Source organism: Terriglobales bacterium (assembly GCA_035937135.1).
Classification (GTDB): Bacteria; Acidobacteriota; Terriglobia; order Terriglobales; family Acidobacteriaceae; genus DASYVL01.
The window spans coordinates 1-17003 of the sequence record DASYVL010000123.1; the positions used below are offsets into that span (position 1 = coordinate 1).

13 protein-coding genes and 1 tRNA gene are annotated in these 17003 nt (G+C 65.5%); 3 read left to right on the forward strand and 11 right to left on the reverse strand.

What is annotated here, in order from left to right:
• Window positions 1-48 precede the first annotated feature (48 nt).
• A tRNA-Ala gene (locus VGQ94_07360) sits at window positions 49-124 on the reverse strand.
• A 67-nt stretch (window positions 125-191) separates the two neighbouring features.
• Complete coding sequence (locus tag VGQ94_07365) at window positions 192-4571, reverse strand: DEAD/DEAH box helicase (GenBank protein HEV2022332.1); 4380 nt, start codon at window positions 4569-4571, stop codon at window positions 192-194.
• A gap of 89 nt (window positions 4572-4660) precedes the next feature.
• On the opposite strand from VGQ94_07365, the gene VGQ94_07370 reads away from it, so the two are divergent.
• Both VGQ94_07370 and VGQ94_07375 read left to right on the forward strand, forming a co-directional pair.
• Window positions 4661-5002: a hypothetical protein gene (locus VGQ94_07370; protein ID HEV2022333.1), complete on the forward strand. Its 342-nt coding sequence runs from the start codon at window positions 4661-4663 to the stop codon at window positions 5000-5002.
• Window positions 5003-5162: 160 nt separating this feature from the next.
• A complete protein-coding gene (locus VGQ94_07375) occupies window positions 5163-5804 on the forward strand; it encodes an HAD hydrolase family protein (GenBank protein HEV2022334.1) in 642 nt (213 codons plus the stop codon).
• A 156-nt stretch (window positions 5805-5960) separates the two neighbouring features.
• Here the strand turns inward: VGQ94_07375 and VGQ94_07380 are convergent, their stop codons facing one another.
• From VGQ94_07380 to VGQ94_07395, 4 genes are all read right to left on the reverse strand, one after another.
• On the reverse strand, window positions 5961-6773 hold the full coding sequence (locus VGQ94_07380; GenBank protein ID HEV2022335.1) for a tetratricopeptide repeat protein: 813 nt from the start codon (window positions 6771-6773) through the stop codon (window positions 5961-5963).
• A 19-nt stretch (window positions 6774-6792) separates the two neighbouring features.
• On the reverse strand, window positions 6793-9399 hold the full coding sequence (locus VGQ94_07385; GenBank protein ID HEV2022336.1) for a PBP1A family penicillin-binding protein: 2607 nt from the start codon (window positions 9397-9399) through the stop codon (window positions 6793-6795).
• A 211-nt stretch (window positions 9400-9610) separates the two neighbouring features.
• On the reverse strand, window positions 9611-9958 hold the full coding sequence (locus VGQ94_07390) for a hypothetical protein (GenBank protein HEV2022337.1): 348 nt from the start codon (window positions 9956-9958) through the stop codon (window positions 9611-9613).
• A gap of 40 nt (window positions 9959-9998) precedes the next feature.
• Complete coding sequence (locus VGQ94_07395; GenBank protein ID HEV2022338.1) at window positions 9999-11789, reverse strand: proline--tRNA ligase; 1791 nt, start codon at window positions 11787-11789, stop codon at window positions 9999-10001.
• 118 nt (window positions 11790-11907) lie between these two features.
• Between VGQ94_07395 and VGQ94_07400 the strand changes: the two genes are divergently transcribed.
• Window positions 11908-12603: a hypothetical protein gene (locus tag VGQ94_07400; GenBank protein ID HEV2022339.1), complete on the forward strand. Its 696-nt coding sequence runs from the start codon at window positions 11908-11910 to the stop codon at window positions 12601-12603.
• Between the two features lie 100 nt (window positions 12604-12703).
• On the opposite strand, the gene VGQ94_07405 is transcribed toward VGQ94_07400, so the two are convergent.
• The 5 genes from VGQ94_07405 to VGQ94_07425 form a co-directional block, all read right to left on the reverse strand.
• Complete coding sequence (locus VGQ94_07405; GenBank protein HEV2022340.1) at window positions 12704-12913, reverse strand: hypothetical protein; 210 nt, start codon at window positions 12911-12913, stop codon at window positions 12704-12706.
• Window position 12914: 1 nt separating this feature from the next.
• Window positions 12915-13970: a KpsF/GutQ family sugar-phosphate isomerase gene (locus VGQ94_07410; GenBank protein HEV2022341.1), complete on the reverse strand. Its 1056-nt coding sequence runs from the start codon at window positions 13968-13970 to the stop codon at window positions 12915-12917.
• 67 nt (window positions 13971-14037) lie between these two features.
• A complete protein-coding gene (locus tag VGQ94_07415) occupies window positions 14038-14544 on the reverse strand; it encodes a thioredoxin family protein (GenBank protein HEV2022342.1) in 507 nt (168 codons plus the stop codon).
• Between the two features lie 22 nt (window positions 14545-14566).
• Complete coding sequence (gene kdsA / locus VGQ94_07420) at window positions 14567-15403, reverse strand: 3-deoxy-8-phosphooctulonate synthase (protein HEV2022343.1); 837 nt, start codon at window positions 15401-15403, stop codon at window positions 14567-14569.
• A gap of 104 nt (window positions 15404-15507) precedes the next feature.
• The coding region (locus VGQ94_07425; protein HEV2022344.1) for a CTP synthase at window positions 15508-17003 on the reverse strand (1496 nt) is incomplete at its 5' end.

The window sequence follows — 17003 nt, forward strand, 5'->3', positions numbered from 1 at the left end:
AAATGTCGCGTCTGCGAGCACTCGCCCCGTCTAAGTAATTGGGAGATTTGGTGGACCTGGTCGGGATCGAACCGACGACCTCTTCCATGCCATGGAAGCGCGCTCCCAGCTGCGCCACAGGCCCACGGGAATCACAGGGAACGGCCGAACCGGGATGTCCGGCCGCTTCAATTCTCGCCGAGCGACTCCGGTTAGTCAAACTGGGTGGCCGTGGTGGTCGAGCCGGTGCGCGGCAGCTGCATTTCCTCCGCTGCTTCCGAAGAGCTGACCGCAACGCCATCTCTATAAGTCACGAAGCGGCCTGAGATGGCCGGCACGCGCTCCCCGGGAACGAGAATCCCTACCAGGTTCAGCGGGTCGGCGGCGGAGAGGGTGAGCGCCTCGCCCGCAGGCTCCTGTTTGCGCATGGCGCGCAGGGACTCGACCGCCACCGGCAGCGCGAACTGTTCTCCGATAAAGCCTGCGACGAAGCGACCGCCGCGAACTTCGCCGCGGTCCTCCAGGCGGCGGAAGGCGATGAGCAACTCGCGCCACTTGGGGACGATGGTCTCGCGCGCCAGCAGGTCGCGGAAGACCACGCCGTAGCGCTGCAGCAGCATCTTGCAGGTGGCCTCGACGGCGCGCCCGCGATTGGCGGCGTCGGCGCCGTCGCCCGCGTAAAGTAATGACCAGCGCCCGGAGCTGTGCCGCGGGCGCGCGCTGCGTCCAGAGCCCTGACCGGCGCGGCGCCTGGGATCGATGAGCGCGCGCAGGTTGTCGAAGCCGTCGGCGGTGACCAGGCCACCCGCCACCAGCTCCCAGAGCGCCGTTTCTACTTCAGCCTTGAGCTTGCCGGTGCCGCGCACGACGTCGGCGAAGAACGACGCCCCGCGCTGGCGCAGGAAGGCGAGGACGTCGCGGGCGCCCTGGCTCAGCCCGCGGGCTTCTTCGTCGATTTCCTGCGGACGCTGCGGCAGCATCCAGTCGGCCTCCTCGCGCACGAAAAATGTAATAGGGGCAACGCTGGTGGGCACCACGCGGCGGCGTCCTTGTTTGGAGTCGTCGAGCGTTGCCGGATGCGGCGAAAGCCGTCCCCAGCCCACGGCGCCCGTCAGGCAAAGCTGGTCGAGAGTTTTCGCGTCGTAGCCGGCCACGCGCCGCGCCAGTACTTGCGGCTCCCATGCGTTCGCGGGAACCTCGAATCCCTGCAACTGCCGCAGGACTTCCAGCAGCCCCCGCTCGCCGATCCCCTGACTCCCGGGCTCGACGTGCTGCCAGCGCAGCAGCCAGCGCAGGAACTGCGCCGCCGTCACCGGCTGGATCTCGCGGCGCAGCGTCCCCAGCGTCAGCCGGTGGATGCGGGCCAGCAGGCGCCGCTCACACCATTCGTGCCCGTGTGGCACAGGAGCCTGCCCTGAGCGCAGTCGAAGGGGCCCCGGCTGTGCGCCGGTGAAGTTTCCACGCAGGATCGCGCCAGCAGCTTCCAGCCGCAACATCTGTTTTTCAACTTCGCTCTCACCCAAGCCAAGGATTGCGCTCAGCTCGGATGACGTGGTCGGGCCGCTGTGCGTCATCCATCCCGTCGCCAACGTCAGCAGGGCATCGTCACGCGAAAGAGCCGCTGCCTCGATCTCGGGAAGCTCGCTCTCGAAACGAGCGTCAGGAAAGATTGCGGAGAACGTCTTTGCCTTCTCCGCGGCGACCCAGTAGGTGATGTCGTCGCGCGAGGCGCGAGTGGCGCGGTGGTCAGTGGCAAGGGAATCGAAGTACGCATCCCAATCTTTCGCACAGCCGAGGACGGCTGTGCCACACAGTCCTTGCCAGCTACACAGTCCTTGCGGCAGCGCGATGAGCGTCAACAGGGCGTCATGCAGCTCGTCGGCGTCGCGCACTTCGGGCCAGGCGTCCTGGCGAACCTCGGCGATGGCTGCCGGGTCGAGCCGCCCCACCTCCTCGAGCACCGAGGCCGGGAGCGTGCGGCGCAGCTCCACGGCGCGGGCGCGGCGTTCCTCGAGCGGCGCGTCGTCCAGGAAGGCGTAAGGGTTGGCGTTCAGGATCTCGTGCGAGAAGGCCGAGGGCACAGGCGTATCCACGGCCACGGTGCGGATGGCGCCCGAAGCCATGCCGCGCAGCACTCCCTTCAAGCCGTCGAGGTCAAGGGCCTCGTGCAGCACGTCCTTCATCACCTCGTGTACCAGCGGGTGGTCGGGGATGTTCATGTCGCCGGCGATGTTCTCCTGGCAGGCGGCGACGTCGGGGAAGACGGAGGCCAGCAGGTCGTCGGCGCGCATGCGCTGGATCTGCGGCGGGACTTTCTTTCCGCCCATGAAGCGCAGCAGGGCGAGCGAGCGCCCGGCGTCCCAGCGCCAGCGCGCGGTGAAGATGGGCGAGGCCAGCACCGCCTGCTCCAGCACCTCTTTGACAGTCTCGACGCGCAGGAATTCGAAGACGTCGGCCAGCGGGAAGCTGTGCTGCTCGGCCAGTGCGATGGTCAGGCCGTTGTCGGTGGCCGCGGCCTGCAATTCGAAGTTGAAGGAGCGGCAGAAGCGCTTGCGCAGCGCCAGTCCCCAGGCTTTGTTGACGCGTCCGCCGAAGGGCGCATGGATGACGAGCTGCATCCCGCCACTCTCGTCGAAGAAGCGCTCGGCAACCACCGTGGTCTGCGTGGGCACGACCCCCAGCACGGTACGCCCCGCGACCACGTACTCGATGGCTTGCTGCGCACCGGAATCGTCGAGGCCGCACTCGTCCTTCAGCCATTGAATGGCGTCAGGAGAAAAGGCCGCGGGCGAGGGCACCCGCGCTACGTGGTCATTGCCCGGGACCAGCGAACTGATTTTCTCGCGCAGTTCGGAGACCTGGGCGGAAAGCTCGGCGGTGCGCGAGGGCGCCTCGCCGCGCCAGAAGGGAATTGTCGGCGCAGCGCCCTGGGCGTCTTCGACCAGCACGCGGCCAACGGCTTCGATCCGGCGGATGCGCCACGAGGTATTGCCCAGGAGCATCACATCGCCGCGCATGCTTTCGACGGCGAAATCTTCATCCACGGTGCCGACCACGGTGCCTTCAGGTTCGGCGACCACGGTGTAAAGCGCGTTCTCCGGGATGGCGCCACCGCTGGTGATGGCTGCTAGCCGCGCTCCACGGCGCGAGCGCAGGCGCCCGTTCACGCGGTCGCGGTGCAGGTAGGCGCCGTAGCGTCCGCGGCGGGCGGCGATTCCTTCGGAGAGCATCTCGAGAACGGCCTCGAAGTCGGCCTGCGACAGGTCGCGGTAGGGATAGGCGCGGCGCACCAGCGCGAAGAGCGCGTCCTCCTGCCACTCCTCGACCGCGCACATGGCGACGATCTGCTGCGCCAGGATGTCGAGCGGCGCTTCCGGGACCCACAACCGGTCGAGTTCGCCGTGGCGGATGGCGCGCACCAGCGCCGCGCATTCGATGAGCTCGTCGCGCGTGGTGACAAAGATGCGTCCTTTAGGAACGGCCCCGCGCCAGTGGCCGGAGCGCCCGATGCGCTGCAGCGCCACGGCGATGACCCGCGGCGTTCCGATGTGGCAGACCAGGTCCACCGTGCCGATGTCGATGCCCAACTCGAGCGAGGCGGTGGCCACCACGACCTTTACCTCGCCTGCCTTCAGCCGCTTCTCCGCCACCAGGCGCAGTTTGCGCGAGAGGCTGCCGTGATGTGCCGCCACTGCCTCTTCGCCCAGGCGCTCGCCTAGTAGATGGCTGATGCGCTCCGCCAGCCGCCGCGTGTTGACGAACACAAGTGTCGAGCGGTGCTGGCGGACCAGCTCGGCGATGCGGTCGTAGATCTCGTCCCACATCCCGTTCGAAGCTACCGGGCCGAGTTCGCTCCCCGGGACTTCGACCGCGACATCCATCTCCCGCCGGTGTCCGACGTTGACCACCACCGGCGCGGGCCGTGCGCTTCCGGTCAGGAACTCGGCCATCAGCTCGATGGGCTTCTGCGTGGCGGAGAGGCCGATGCGCACCGGAGGCCGGCGGGTGAGCGCCTCCAGGCGTTCGAGCGAGAGCGAAAGGTGGGAGCCGCGCTTGTCGTCGGCGACGGCGTGGATCTCGTCCACGATCACCGTCTCCACGTCCTTCAGGATGGCGCGGCTCTTCTCGGCGGTGAGCAGGATGTAGAACGACTCGGGCGTGGTCACCAGGATGTGCGGCGGGCGCTTGAGCATGGCGCGGCGCTCGGCCGCGAGCGTGTCGCCGGTGCGCACGGCGGTGCGAATCTCCGGCATCAACAGGCCGCGCGCGCCGGCCAGTTGCAGGATCTCGCCCAGAGGGACTTCGAGGTTCTTCTGGATGTCGTTGCCCAGCGCCTTGAGCGGCGAGATGTAGAGCACCTCGGTGCGGTCCTGCAGATCGCCCGCAAGCGCTTTGCGCACCAGGCGGTCAATGCAGGCGAGGAACGCGGCTAGAGTCTTGCCCGACCCGGTGGGCGCGGAGATCAGCGTGGTGCGGTCGGCCAGGATGTGCGGCCAGCCCTGCTCCTGCGGCTCGGTCGGGCTCTCAAAGCGGCCGAGGAACCACTCCTGCACCAGCGGATGAGCCCAGGCGAGGGAGGAAGGGACGGCCATGGCCGGTCATTCTAATCCGAAAGGTGAGAGTTTCGCAAAACATTCGCCCAGGTCAAGGGCGCCGGCGATGCCGGAGATACAATCCCAATGTGGCTGGCCTGACTCTGAAAGACATCGTGCGCTGCCCGCACTGCCAGAGCGCGGAAGTGGTGTATTCCTGCGAGCCCAAGTGCTGCTGGAACCACGTCTGCGGCGACTGCCGGACGTCGTTCCAGTTGGTGACGGAAAAGACCGGGGAATTCGACCGGGCGACTGCCATCTCCCCGGTTGAGCCTGAGTCCGGCGACCCCACCACCGGCTGCGCCGCCTGCGAGAGCATGAAGCTGGCGGTCATCCGCTCCGACGGCGTGAACTCCGGGACGCTGATCTGCGGCGACTGCTGCGCCCTACTCAAGCTGGCCATCGACGAGGTGGCGGTGGGAAAGTTCTGATTCTTTTTCACCACGGAGGCACGGAGACACGGAGAGATGCAACGTAGAAATGCAAAGGGCACGGGAAGAAAATCTGAAGCCCTTGGTCTGGGTCCCAAATCCTTTTTTTCGTGGTTTTCTCTGTGCCTCCGTGCCTCCGTGGTGAATTAGAATCTCCCGCATGTCTGCCAAGGTGCGCGCCAAGAAGATCAAGCTGCTGCTGCTGGACGTGGACGGGGTGATGACCGACGGCCGCATCTGGCTGTTTCCCGCCCCGGCCGGCGCGAATCCCGAATTGCGCTCCCAGGCCGCCGAGCATGCTGACGCCGGGGGCTACGCCATTTCCAGCGACGCTATGGTCGAGGCCAAGGGTTTTCACGCCCACGACGGCACGGCCATCACGCTGGCGCGGCTCGGGGGCATCAAGACCGGAATCATCACCAAGCGCATCTCGGAGACGGTCGCGCTGCGCGCCCGCGACCTGTGCCTGGACCACGTCCATCAGGGCGTGGCCGACAAGGTGGGCGCGCTGGAGAAGATCCTCGAGCAGGAGGGCTTGACCGCCGCCCAGGCCGCCTACGTGGGCGATGACATCATCGACCTGCCGGTGATGCGGCGCTGCGGGCTGGCCATCGCCGTCCCCAACGCCCGCAAGGAAGTGAAGGACGCGGCCCACTACGTCACCCGCCACGGCGGCGGCAAGGGCGCGGTGCGCGACGCGGTGGAGTTCATCCTGCGCGCCCAGGGCAAGATGGAGAAGACGGTGCGCGCTTACGTCACCCGCCGCAGGGCCCAAAAGGCGCAACCCAAGTCCAATCAATAGAAAGGCCCGCCGCCGGTTGGGAGGGCAGCGGGCCACCGTTTCCCGGATGATTGGGTACGCTGGCTCCCCGGGAGGGAGCCTGAGGGTATAGACGGATATTGGGGGAAAAAGTTCTGCGGGCTGGAAGATTATTTCCAGCCCGCAGATGAGTCCGATTCAGTTGGTGACGGCGACCGGTTTCGAGGCCATGAGCTCGGTGAAGCGCGGGTCCTTGCGCACCTGCGCGAACTCGTCGTCTTTGTAGACGTCGCTGATCCCGGCGTACCCGGCCTCCATGGCCCGCTTCAGGTAGAGCAGGCAGCGCTCGGCGTTACCGCTCTTGGCGTACATCCTGGCGATGACGTAGGAGAAGCGGGCGCGTTCGCCGGGCGAGGGCAGCCGCGCTGCGACCCCGGCGGCCGACTGGCGCTCGAAGATGTCCGGGTCGAGTTCCAGGGCGCGCAGGTATTCACTGCTGGCCTTGTCATATTCCTTGCGCGCGAAGTACGCCGTTCCCAGGTTGCTGTGGAAGGAGGCGGAACCCTCGCGCATCTCCAGCGCCTTCTGATAACGCCGGATGGCCTTCTTGTAGTCGCTCGCGATGTAGTTCACCACTCCCAGGTTGTTGTAGGCCTCGGCGTAGGCGGGGTCGCGCGTGATGGCACGCTCGAACTCCTTCTTAGCTCTGTCATAGTGCAGCATCTGGAGCTGGGCGATGCCGCTCTTGTTGTGGAGGGCGGCAGTCTCCGTTTTGGCCAACGCCGCGCGGTAGTAGTCGATGGCGTCGGCGTAGGATTTTTCCGCGCGCAGCTCGTCGCCGCGGGCTTCCAGTTCTTGCGCCGAGGCGTTGGCGGGCGGCGGGGCGGCCCGGAGCAGCTGCGGCGGCGCCGTGGCGGTGTCGTCGGAATTCGGAACCGCAGGAAAGGAGACTTGCGCGAGAGCGGGGAGCGCGAACAGTCCAAGACAGAGAATCCAGACCCAACGAGGCATGGCAACCTCCGGTTCGATTTTACCGCTGCGGCTTCGGTTCCGCCGCCGGTTGGGGCGGGGGAGCAGGGGCCGCAGGCGCAGGCAGCGGCTCGGGTTTCTTCTCGTCCTTGAAGACCCCGAGCACTTTTTCGAAGAAGCCTTTTTTCTTCTTCCCCGGCTCCTCCGCCTGCCCGGCCTGCTGCGGCGGCTGAGTATTGGACACCGGATCCGGGGGAGAAGGTTTCTGTCCCAAGCCGGTCAGGTGTTCGATCAGGCCGCGCAGGCCGGAGGACGAGTGCTCGCAGGTCTCCTTGGGCTCGGTGCCGGCGACGAAAGCGGCGTAGTAGGAGTCGGGACAGGCGGGGGTGGAGAGCAGGTTGGTGGCCTTGTCCAGCTTTACGCCGACCACGCCCGAGGGCGTCGGGAACCCTGAAACGTGGCTGTACTCCGGCAAGGCGATGGCCTTCTTCATGAACTCCGCCCAGATGGGGGCGGCGGTGTTGGCGCCGGAGAGCCGCAGGTCGCTGTAGTCGTCGTATCCCACCCAGACGATGCACAGCAGGTTGGAAGTGTAGCCGGCGAACCAGGCGTCGTGCGAGGTGCCGGTCTTGCCCGCGGCGGGAGCAGAGAAGCCTCGGCCGCGGACGCCGGCGGCGGTGCCGAAGTTCAGCACGCCCTCCAGCATGTCGGTCATCACGTAGGCCACGCGCGCGTCCAGCACCTGGCGGCGCTCGGGGTGGATGTCCTCGATCATTCCGCCCTTGGCGTCGCGCACGGAACGGACCATGATGGGGGAGACGCGCACCCCGGAGTTGGCGAACACGGTATAGGCGCCGGCAACGTCGATGGGCGTGGCATCGTAGGCGCCCAGGGCGACGGCGGGCGTGGCCTGCGCCGAGCGGATTCCGGCCGCGCGCGCCAGCTCCGCCACTTTGTCGTAGCCCACCATCTCTGCCAGCTTCACCGTGGCGTTGTTGAGCGAGAGCGCCAGCGCGTAGCGCGCCGTCACCGGCCCGTGATACTTCTCCTGATAGTTCCGCGGCTCGTAGATCTGGTCGCCGAAGTTGAAGGTGGTGGGAGAGTCGTCCAGCAGTGTGGCCGGGGTGAGGACCGGCTGGGCGCCGGTGAGCGCGGTGTTGATGGCCGCGGCATAAACGAATGGCTTGAAGGCGGACCCCGTGGGACGCTTGGCCAGAGCGTGATTCAGCTGGCTCCAGCCGTAGCTGCGTCCGCCCACCAGCGCCACGATTTCGCCGGTGTGCGGGTTGAGGGCCACCAGCGCCACCTGGGCCGGAGGGCCGGCCAGCACCTTGGTCTCGGTGCGCGAGCCTACCTTGACCCGGCGCGTGCGCATGGCCTTGACCTGGGCATCCACGCCTTTCATGCCCTCGGCCACGGCCTCGGCGGCGGCGCGCTGCAGGTCGGGATCGAGCGTGGTGAAGATGCGGTAGGCATTCTCGTTCAGGTCGCGCTCGCTGTACTTGGCCAGCAGATTGTCCTTCACCAAGTCCACGAAGTAGGGAGCGTCGCTGGCCTCGACGTTGAGTGGCGCCAGCTTAAGGGGCGCGGCCTTGGCGCGGTCGGCGTCCTCGCGGGTGATGAAACCCATCTCGAACATGCCTTCCAGTACCAGATTGCGCCGCTCCAGGGCGCGCTCCGGGCTCTTGTAGGGCGAGAGGTAGTTGGGCCGCTGGATGATGGCCGCCAGCAGCGCTGCTTCCGGCAGCGTCAGGTTCTGGATGTCCTTGTTGAAGTAGGCGCGGGAGGCCTCGCCAAAGCCGGTGATGGAGAACGAGCCCCGCTGTCCCATGTACACCTGGTTGGCGTAGAGCTCGAAGATCTGCTTCTTGGAAAAGCGCTCCTCCAGCTGGATGGCGATCAGCATCTCGGTCAGCTTGCGGCGGATGGTCTTCTCGGGAGTGAGGAAGAAGCCGCGGGAGATCTGCATGGTGAGGGTGGAGCCGCCCTGGCGATGGCTGCCTTCGCGGAAGTCCATCCACGCGGCTTCGGCCAGGCGGAAGAAGTTCACGCCGCTGTGCTGGAAGAAGCGGCGGTCCTCGATGGCCAGCACCGCGTCCACCAGCACCTTGGGGACGTCGTCATAGCTGATGAGGCGGCGTTTGGAGCGCTGCTCGGAGTCGAAGAGCGCGGTCACCAGCTGCGGCTCCAGCTCGTAGGAGTTCAGGCTCTGTCCGTTGGAGTCGGCGGCGATGCTCGCGATCTTGCCGTCGCTCATCCGAATGCGCGCGCCTTCGCTGGCGTGGTACGACTCCGGCCCCGGGTGCACCATGAGGTCGTTGCCCTGCGCGCGGTAGGTGCCCAGCCGCGATTCGCCCTTCTCTCCCTCCTCGCTGTAACCCGCGATGCGCAGCTGGTTGATAATCTGGTGCGCCTGGGCACTATCCCCCACGCGCAACACCCGGGGACGGGCATAGATCTTGGAGGCGTTGTTGAAGATCTGCCCGCGCATGCGATGTTCCACGATTTTCGCGTACTGCAGGTAGTAGTAGAGGTAGACGGAGAGCAGGCTGAGGAAGACCACGGCCGCGGCGCCCAGCAGGATCCTTACAGGGAGCCGGGAGAAGGAGAAGAAGGAGGGCCGCCTGCCCTGGCCCGGCTCGCGACCGCGTTTGGGTCTGCCCCTCACGATTGGATGGCGGACTCGCTACTCCCTTCGACCGGCCGCTGCAGGACGGGGCTCCCGCCGGCTCGCGGGGTCGTTTCGAGCCGCTGGCTGAGAGGTGTTGGAAACCCTGCGCTCAGGAGTCCATGATACCGGGCCGCGTGACCCGGAATCCAGAGGAGAGCGGGGTCAGCGCATCGCATTCGGTACGGATTTCTCGCCAGAAGCGGGCCCGCTACTTGGTGATCAGCTTGCTCTTGGAACTGGGAGCAAACTTCAGGTCCACAGGATAGCCGGGCAGGGCGACGTGCACGGTGTAGGCGCAGGAGATTTGCAGCTCCCCGGCGCCCCGCACCACCACCACGGCCTCCGGCGCCAGCGGGATGTCCATGTTCCGCGCTTGCTTGAGCACACCGTCCCTGATCTCCTGTTCCGGTTTGGTGGTGTAGGTTTGCAGGCGGGCTTCCGATTCGATGTAGTCCTGGAGCTGGTAGTTGTTGAAGTAGGGCGGGACGAGGAGATACCCGTAGTAAATGCCTCCCACTACCAGCACCAAACCGGCAAGGGCCTTCAGAGTCTTCATGGCGAAAACCCCTCTCGCGTTGCATCGGGCCGAAAGCCGCCTACGGCGCGGGCCGTAGCAGCTTCTCAAGATGCCCGACAATGGAGGCGATGGTAGCATCCTGGGTTTCCCGTGTCGAGCGCCGCAGCACCTCCACCTTACCCTCCGCGACCTTCTTCCCCACCGTGACGCGGAAGGGGATGCCGATCAGGTCGGCGTCTTTGAACTTCACGCCGGGGCGCTCGTCGCGGTCGTCGAGCAGGACGTCGAACCCGGCGGCCTCCAGCTTTTCCGCGATTTCCCGTGCGGTGGGCCCCAGGACTGCGTCAGCGGCGTTGATGGGGGTGACCACCACCTCGAAGGGCGCGATTTGTGGCGGCAGCCAGAAGCCGCCTTCGTCGTGGCTTTGCTCGACTGCGGCGGTGAGGATGCGCTCCATCCCGATGCCGTAGCTGCCCATGATGAGCGCGACCTCTTTGCCGTCTTTGTCCAGGACCCGAGCCCCCATCGACTCGGCGTACTTGTAGCCCAGCTTGAAGATGTGGCCCACCTCGACCGCCTTGGACACGGTGAGCGGCGTCCCGCACTCCGGACAGCCCTCGCCCGCCGCCGCCAGCCGCAGGTCCACCCACTTGCTGACGGTGAAGTCGCGTCCCGGCGTCACGTTGCGGAGGTGGAAGTCCTCCTTGTTGGCGCCGGTGATCAGGTTCTTGCGGCCTTCGAGGGCTTTGTCGCCCAGGATGATGGGCAGCGCCTGCATGACCATCTCCTGCGTGGGACTGGGGGACATCTTTTCGTGGAAGCCCGCCATCCCCACCGGTCCCAGATAGCCGGCGGGCGCGCGGAAGAACTGCTGGATCTCCTCCAGATGCATGGGACGGGACTCGCGGCCCTCGAGCGCGGTGGTGAGCTTGGCCTCGTTGAGCGCGTGGTCGCCGCGCAGCAGCACGACCAGCGGCCGCTGCCGCTTCTCACCCGTCCGCGGGTCGGGCTCCGAGGCCATGTAGGCCAGGGTCTTGATCTTGTTCTTGGGCGAGACCCCCAGATACTTCGACACCTGCTCGATGGTGCGCTGCCCCGGAGTCGCCACCTCTTCCGGCTTCGAGTCTCCTGGCAGGTCTTCGACCGGATCCAGCCGCGATGCGGCCTTTTCCATGTTGGCGGCGTAGCCGCACTTGGCACAGGAGGCCACCCTGTCCTCGCCCGCGTCGGTCATCACCATGAACTCGTGCGACTGCGAGCCGCCCATGGCGCCCGAGTGCGCTTCCACCACCGAGTACTTCAAGCCGCAGCGGTCGAAGATGCGGCAATAGGTGTCGTGGTGCTTCTGGTAAGAGACGTCCAGCCCGGCCGGGTCGAGGTCGAAGGAGTAGGAATCCTTCATGATGAACTGGCGCACCCGCAGCAGGCCGGACTTGGGCCGGGGCTCGTCGCGGAACTTGGTCTGGATCTGGTACCAGATCTGCGGCAACTGCTTGTAGCTGCGCACTTCCTTGCGCGCAATCTCGGTCATCACCTCTTCGTGGGTCATGCCCAGACACAGGTCGCGTCCGCCGCGGTCCTTCAGGCGGAACATGTTGTCGCCCATCACCTGCCAGCGCCCGCTGGCCTCCCACAGTTCGCGGGGATGCAGCGTCGGCAGGTAGAACTCCTGTCCGATGCGGTCCATCTCCTGGCGCACGATGTTGGTGATCTTCAAGATGGAGCGCTGGCCCAGGAAAAGGTAGGAGTAGATCCCGGCGGCGAGCTGGCGCACGTATCCCGCGCGCACCAGGAATTTGTGGCTGGGGACTTCCGCGTCGGCCGGGGCCTCGCGCAGCGTCGGGATGAACATTTCAGACCAGCGATGCATAGAGATCCTTCCGCAGCTGCAAAGTTCGACATTCTACTGGATTCGACGGCAAAGCTCGAAACTGCTCTGTGCAAGGCCGTGGGACGGTGAGCGATACGCGGTACAATCGCGAACGATGATGGCGGCGATCGAAGGGTGGGAAGTTTGGGCGGCGCTCGCCGCGTTTCTTGCGGTCTATTTACTGGTTTCCCGGCATCTGTCCCAAAAGCGCGCCCGCGAGTTCGAGCAGGCCGCGACGCTGATGGGCTTTTCCTACCAGCGTTACGACATACCCGTGGAGCAGGCCGAGGAAGCTCGCTTCCACCTCTTTAGCCAGGGACACGGCAAGAAGTTCCTTAATGTCGCCCGTGGCAGCTCCCCTGCCGGCGAGACAGCTCTGTTCGATTATGAATACACGATAGGTTCGGGTAAGAGGTCCAGGACCCACTTCCAGACCGTCGCCCAGTTCCGTTGGCCCGGTGCCTCCTTGCCGGGCTTCGGTCTCGCTCCCGAACACTGGTGGCACAAGGTCGGTTCAGTGTTTGGATACCAGGACATCGACTTCGACTCCAACCCTGAATTCTCCAAACGCTTTCTTCTGCGCGGGGCGGATGAACCAGGGATCCGTCAGTTTTTCACGCCTTCCGTGATCTCCTTCTTTGAGTCCTTGGATCCCTCGAAGGCTTGGATCTGGGAAGGCGCCGGCGACAGGCTCCTGATCTACACCCTGGACGGCAAGGTGAAGCCGGCGAACCTGCCCACGTTCCTGGAGGAAACAGCGAGCGCCGCCTCCGGGCTGCGTACCCAGGCTCCGGTGCGACGCATGGGTTTCTGAGAAGCCAGGGCTTCGCCCAAGTTGAGGCGATCCTGCGGGCCTGAGGCCGCCGTGGCAGCCGGGAGCCCGCAGCCAGAATCCTGAGCGCAGCGGAGGATCTCTAGCCCTTCAACTGCTCCAGAATCGCCTTGCCCAGCTTCTGCGCTTCGCCGAAGTGCTTTTGATACTCGACGAACTGCCGGTTGGCCTCGAGCGAGCGCTCCGGCTTGAGGTGGGCGCGCAGGATCATGTCTCGCACGTGCACCGGGTTGGGCAAGAACGCTTCTTCCGTCAGCTCTTCGAGCGCGGTTTTGGGATCGTAGTGATACATATCAAACCATCTCCGTCCCCCACAGGTCATGCAGGTGGAGGATTCCCTGGGGCCGGCCCTTCGAATCCACCACTACCAGCGAGGTGATTTTCTTTTCTTCCATGATGCCCAGGGCGGCGGCGGCAAAGGCGTCAGGGGCGACGGTCCTTGGATTGCGCGTCATGCACTCGGCGGCGGTCAGCTCCAGCACATCCTTGACCGGCTTGCCCTTCGCCTTGCTTGCCTTGTCTTTCGTCTTGCTGCGCCGTTCTTTCGTCTTGCTCCGCCGTTCCAGCAGCCGCCGCAGGTCGCCGTCCGAGATCACCCCCACCAGCTTCCCCTTCTCGACCACCGTGGTGATGCCCAGGCCCTTGCGCGACATCTCGTAGATCACGTCGGACATCTGCGTCTTGGGCGTGACCTTGGGCATGGCCTCGCCCGCGTGCATCAGCGACGAGACGCGCGCCAGCTTCTTACCCAGCTTGCCGCCGGGATGGAGGTCGGCGAAGTCGGCTTCCTTGAAGCCGCGCTTATCGGCCAGCGCCACGGCCAGGGCGTCGCCCAGCGCCATCATTGTGGTGGTGGAAGCCGTGGGCGCGAGGCCCAGCGAACAGGCTTCCTGCGCGATGGAGCAGTCGAGCGCCACGTCGGCGGCCGCGGTCAGGGTAGACCGGTTCCTTGGGTTCTTGCTGCCGAACAAGTTGTCGCCCGTCATGGAAATGAGGGGTGCCCCGATGCGCTTGACGGTCGGAAGTAGACGCACGATCTCCTCCGTCTCGCCGCTCGAGGAGAGCGCAATCACCACGTCGCCGCGCGCCAGCATGCCCAGGTCGCCGTGCAGCGCCTCGGCGGGATGCAGGAAGAGCGAGGGCGTGCCGGTGGAGCTGAGCGTGGCCGCGATCTTGCGCGCCACGATGCCGCTCTTGCCCAACCCCGTCACCACCACGCGTCCCGCGCACGCGTGCAGCAACTCGACGGCGCGCTCGAAGGCCGCGGCCATGGGCCCGGCGATGCGGTCCGCCAGCGCCCGCAGGGCTTCGGCTTCTATGCGGACAACGTTTTCGCCTGTGCGCTTCATCGGAAGGGAAGATGGTAACAAAAGACGAGGGCCCCGTTCCGGTTTCCAGCTTCCAGTCTCGCCCGGTCTACGAATGCGGCTTCCATCGGTTCAAGAAATCGAGGACGTCTTCCACACTCAGCGAGCGGGCGGATTCGAACTCGCCTTGTTTCTGGCTGAAGAGGAGCTTGTCCTTCCTGTCGAGCACGGCGAGGGCCGGGATGCCTTTTTCCAGGGGCACTTGGTATTGTCTGGCCAGGCCGGTGTTCTTGTTGAACTCTTCCACATCCACGTGCACCACCACGAAGTTCCGGTCCAACAACGGCTGGATCTGGGGATCATGGAAGGCGTTATCCAGTACGTGGCAGTCGTAGCACCAATTGGCGCCGAACTCGAGTAGCACGTTCTTGTGTTCCTGGGCGGCTTGTTTCAAGGCTTTCTGAATGTCGGCCGTGGCATCGGCGTCGGTGGGATAAAGGTCGCGCTTCACCGCGGGCGCCTTCAATGGAGTCTTGCGCCGTTGGGCCAATACAGCGGGCAAGAGGAGGGCCAGGCAGGCGGACAAGCAAAGCAGATGCTTGAAACTCAGGCGCATCGGGCCTTCTGTCGGTTCATTCTCAACCCGAACCCTTCTCGATTGCGCGTCGCACCGCCAACAATTCGCGGAGCACGCCCCGCAGTTTCTTCAAGTCGAGCGCGTTAGGGCCGTCGGATTTGGCCTGCTTGGGAGCATCGTGGACTTCCATGAAGATGCCGTCCACGCCCGCGGCTACCGCCGCTCGCGCCAGCACCGGGATGAACTGCGGCTGGCCGCCGGAGACGGCGTGGCCGTCGCTGCCGCCCGCCGAGGGCAGCTGCACCGAATGCGTGGCGTCGAAGACCACGGGGGCGAACTCGCGCATGATGGGCAGCGAGCGCATATCCACCACCAGGTTCTGGTAGCCGAAGCTGGAGCCGCGCTCGGTGACGAAGACTTTGTCGTTCCCCGTAGAGCGCACTTTTTCCACGGCGTGGCGCATGTCCCAGGGGGAAACGAATTGTCCCTTCTTGATGTTGACGGCGCGGCCGCTCCTGCCCGCGGCCAGCAGCAGGTCGGTCTGGCGACAGAGCATGGCGGGGATCTGGAGCACGTCCACGTTCTCGGCGACGCGCGCGACCTCCACGGTTTCATGGACGTCGGTCAGCACCGGGATCTTCAGCGTCTCGGCGATTTTGTGCAGCACGCGCAGGCCTTCCTTCAGCCCCGGCCCGCGGTAGCTCTTGAGGGAAGTGCGGTTGGCTTTGTCGTAAGAAGCCTTGAAGATGAAGGGCAGGTGCAGATCCTCAGCCACGCCGCAGATCGCCTCGGCCATCTTCAGCGCGTGGCGCTCATTCTCAATCACGCACGGCCCGGCGATCAGGAACAGCTTGCCGCCGCCGATAGTGACGCCGCCGACTTTGAATCCGCCTGACATGAAAGCTCAACCACCCTTCGACTCCGCTCAGGACAGGCTACGGACACTCAGGAACACGAAGGATTATCAACCTTTGTGCGCCATCGTGTCCTTTGTAGTGAAGATTATCTCTTTCCGACCTTCTCCGGCCGGCGGAAGAGCTCCACCTCGACCGCCTCTTTCTTGGTGCGGCGTTTGCGGCCGTGCTCGTAGGAGGCGCCGATGAAGGCCTTGAACAAGGGATGCGGTTCCAGCGGCTTCGACTTGAACTCGGGGTGGAACTGGCAGCCGAGGAAGTAGGGATGATCGGGCAGCTCGACGATCTCCACGTAGGTGCCGTCGGGCGTGGCGCCGGTGATCTTCAGGCCTCCCGCCGTGAGGATGGCTTCGTATTCGCGGTTGAACTCGTAGCGATGGCGGTGGCGCTCGCTGATCTCCAGCTCGCCGTAGGCCTTGTGAGCGAAGGAGCCGGGTTCGAGCTTGCAGGCCCAGGCGCCCAGGCGCATGGTGCCGCCCAGCTCGTCGATGCCGCGCAGCTCGCGCAGCTTGTAGATGATGCGATGCGGCGTGCCCGGGTCGAACTCGCTCGAATCCGCGCCCTCCAGGCCGCAGACGTTGCGCGCGAACTCGATGCACGCCGTCTGCATCCCCAGGCAGATGCCGAAGTAGGGAACCTTTTTCTCGCGGGCGTAGCGGATGCCGTTCAGCATGCCGGCGATGCCGCGCTTGCCGAAGCCGCCCGGCACCAGGACGCCGTCGTAGCCCTCGAGCTGCGCCTCGTAGGAGCGGTCGTCCGGGTCCTTGGTCTCGAGTCCCTCGGCCTCGATCCAGTGCGCGGTGAGCTTCAGGTTGTGAGCGAGCGCGCCGTGGGTGAGCGCTTCCTTCAATGACTTGTACGAATCCTCGTACTCCACGTACTTGCCGACGATGGCGATGCGCACCTCGTCCTTGGGGTTATAGACGCGCTGCACTAGCTCCTTCCAGCGCTCCAGGTTGGGCTCCGGCGCCTGCATGCGCAGATACTTGAGCACCAGGGTGTCCACGCCCTCGCTGGCGAACACCAGCGGCACCTCGTAGATGGATGCCACATCCTTGGCGGTGATGACCGCGTCCTCCTCCACGTTGCAGAAGAGCGCGATCTTCCCCTTGATCTCCTTGGAGAGGAAGCGGTCGGTGCGGCACAGCAGCATGTCCGGCTGGATCCCGATGGAGAGCAACTCCTTCACCGAGTGCTGCGTGGGCTTGGTCTTGAGCTCTCCGGCGGTCCCGATCCACGGCACCAGGGTGACGTGCACGAAGAGCGTGTTCTCGCGCCCCAGGTCCTGGCGCATCTGGCGGACGGCTTCCAGGAAGGGCAGCGACTCGATGTCGCCCACCGTGCCGCCCACCTCGATGATGGCGACGTCCACCTCCTGGGCGATTTTCTTCATCGCCGCCTTGATCTCGTTGGTGACGTGCGGGATGACCTGCACCGTCTTGCCCAAATAGTCGCCGCGGCGCTCCTTGGCGATAATCTGCTCGTAGACGCGGCCTGTGGTCCAGTTGTTGTCGCGGCTGAGCTTGGCGTGGGTGAAGCGCTCGTAGTGGCCGAGGTCGAGGTCGGTCTCCGCCCCGTCGTCGG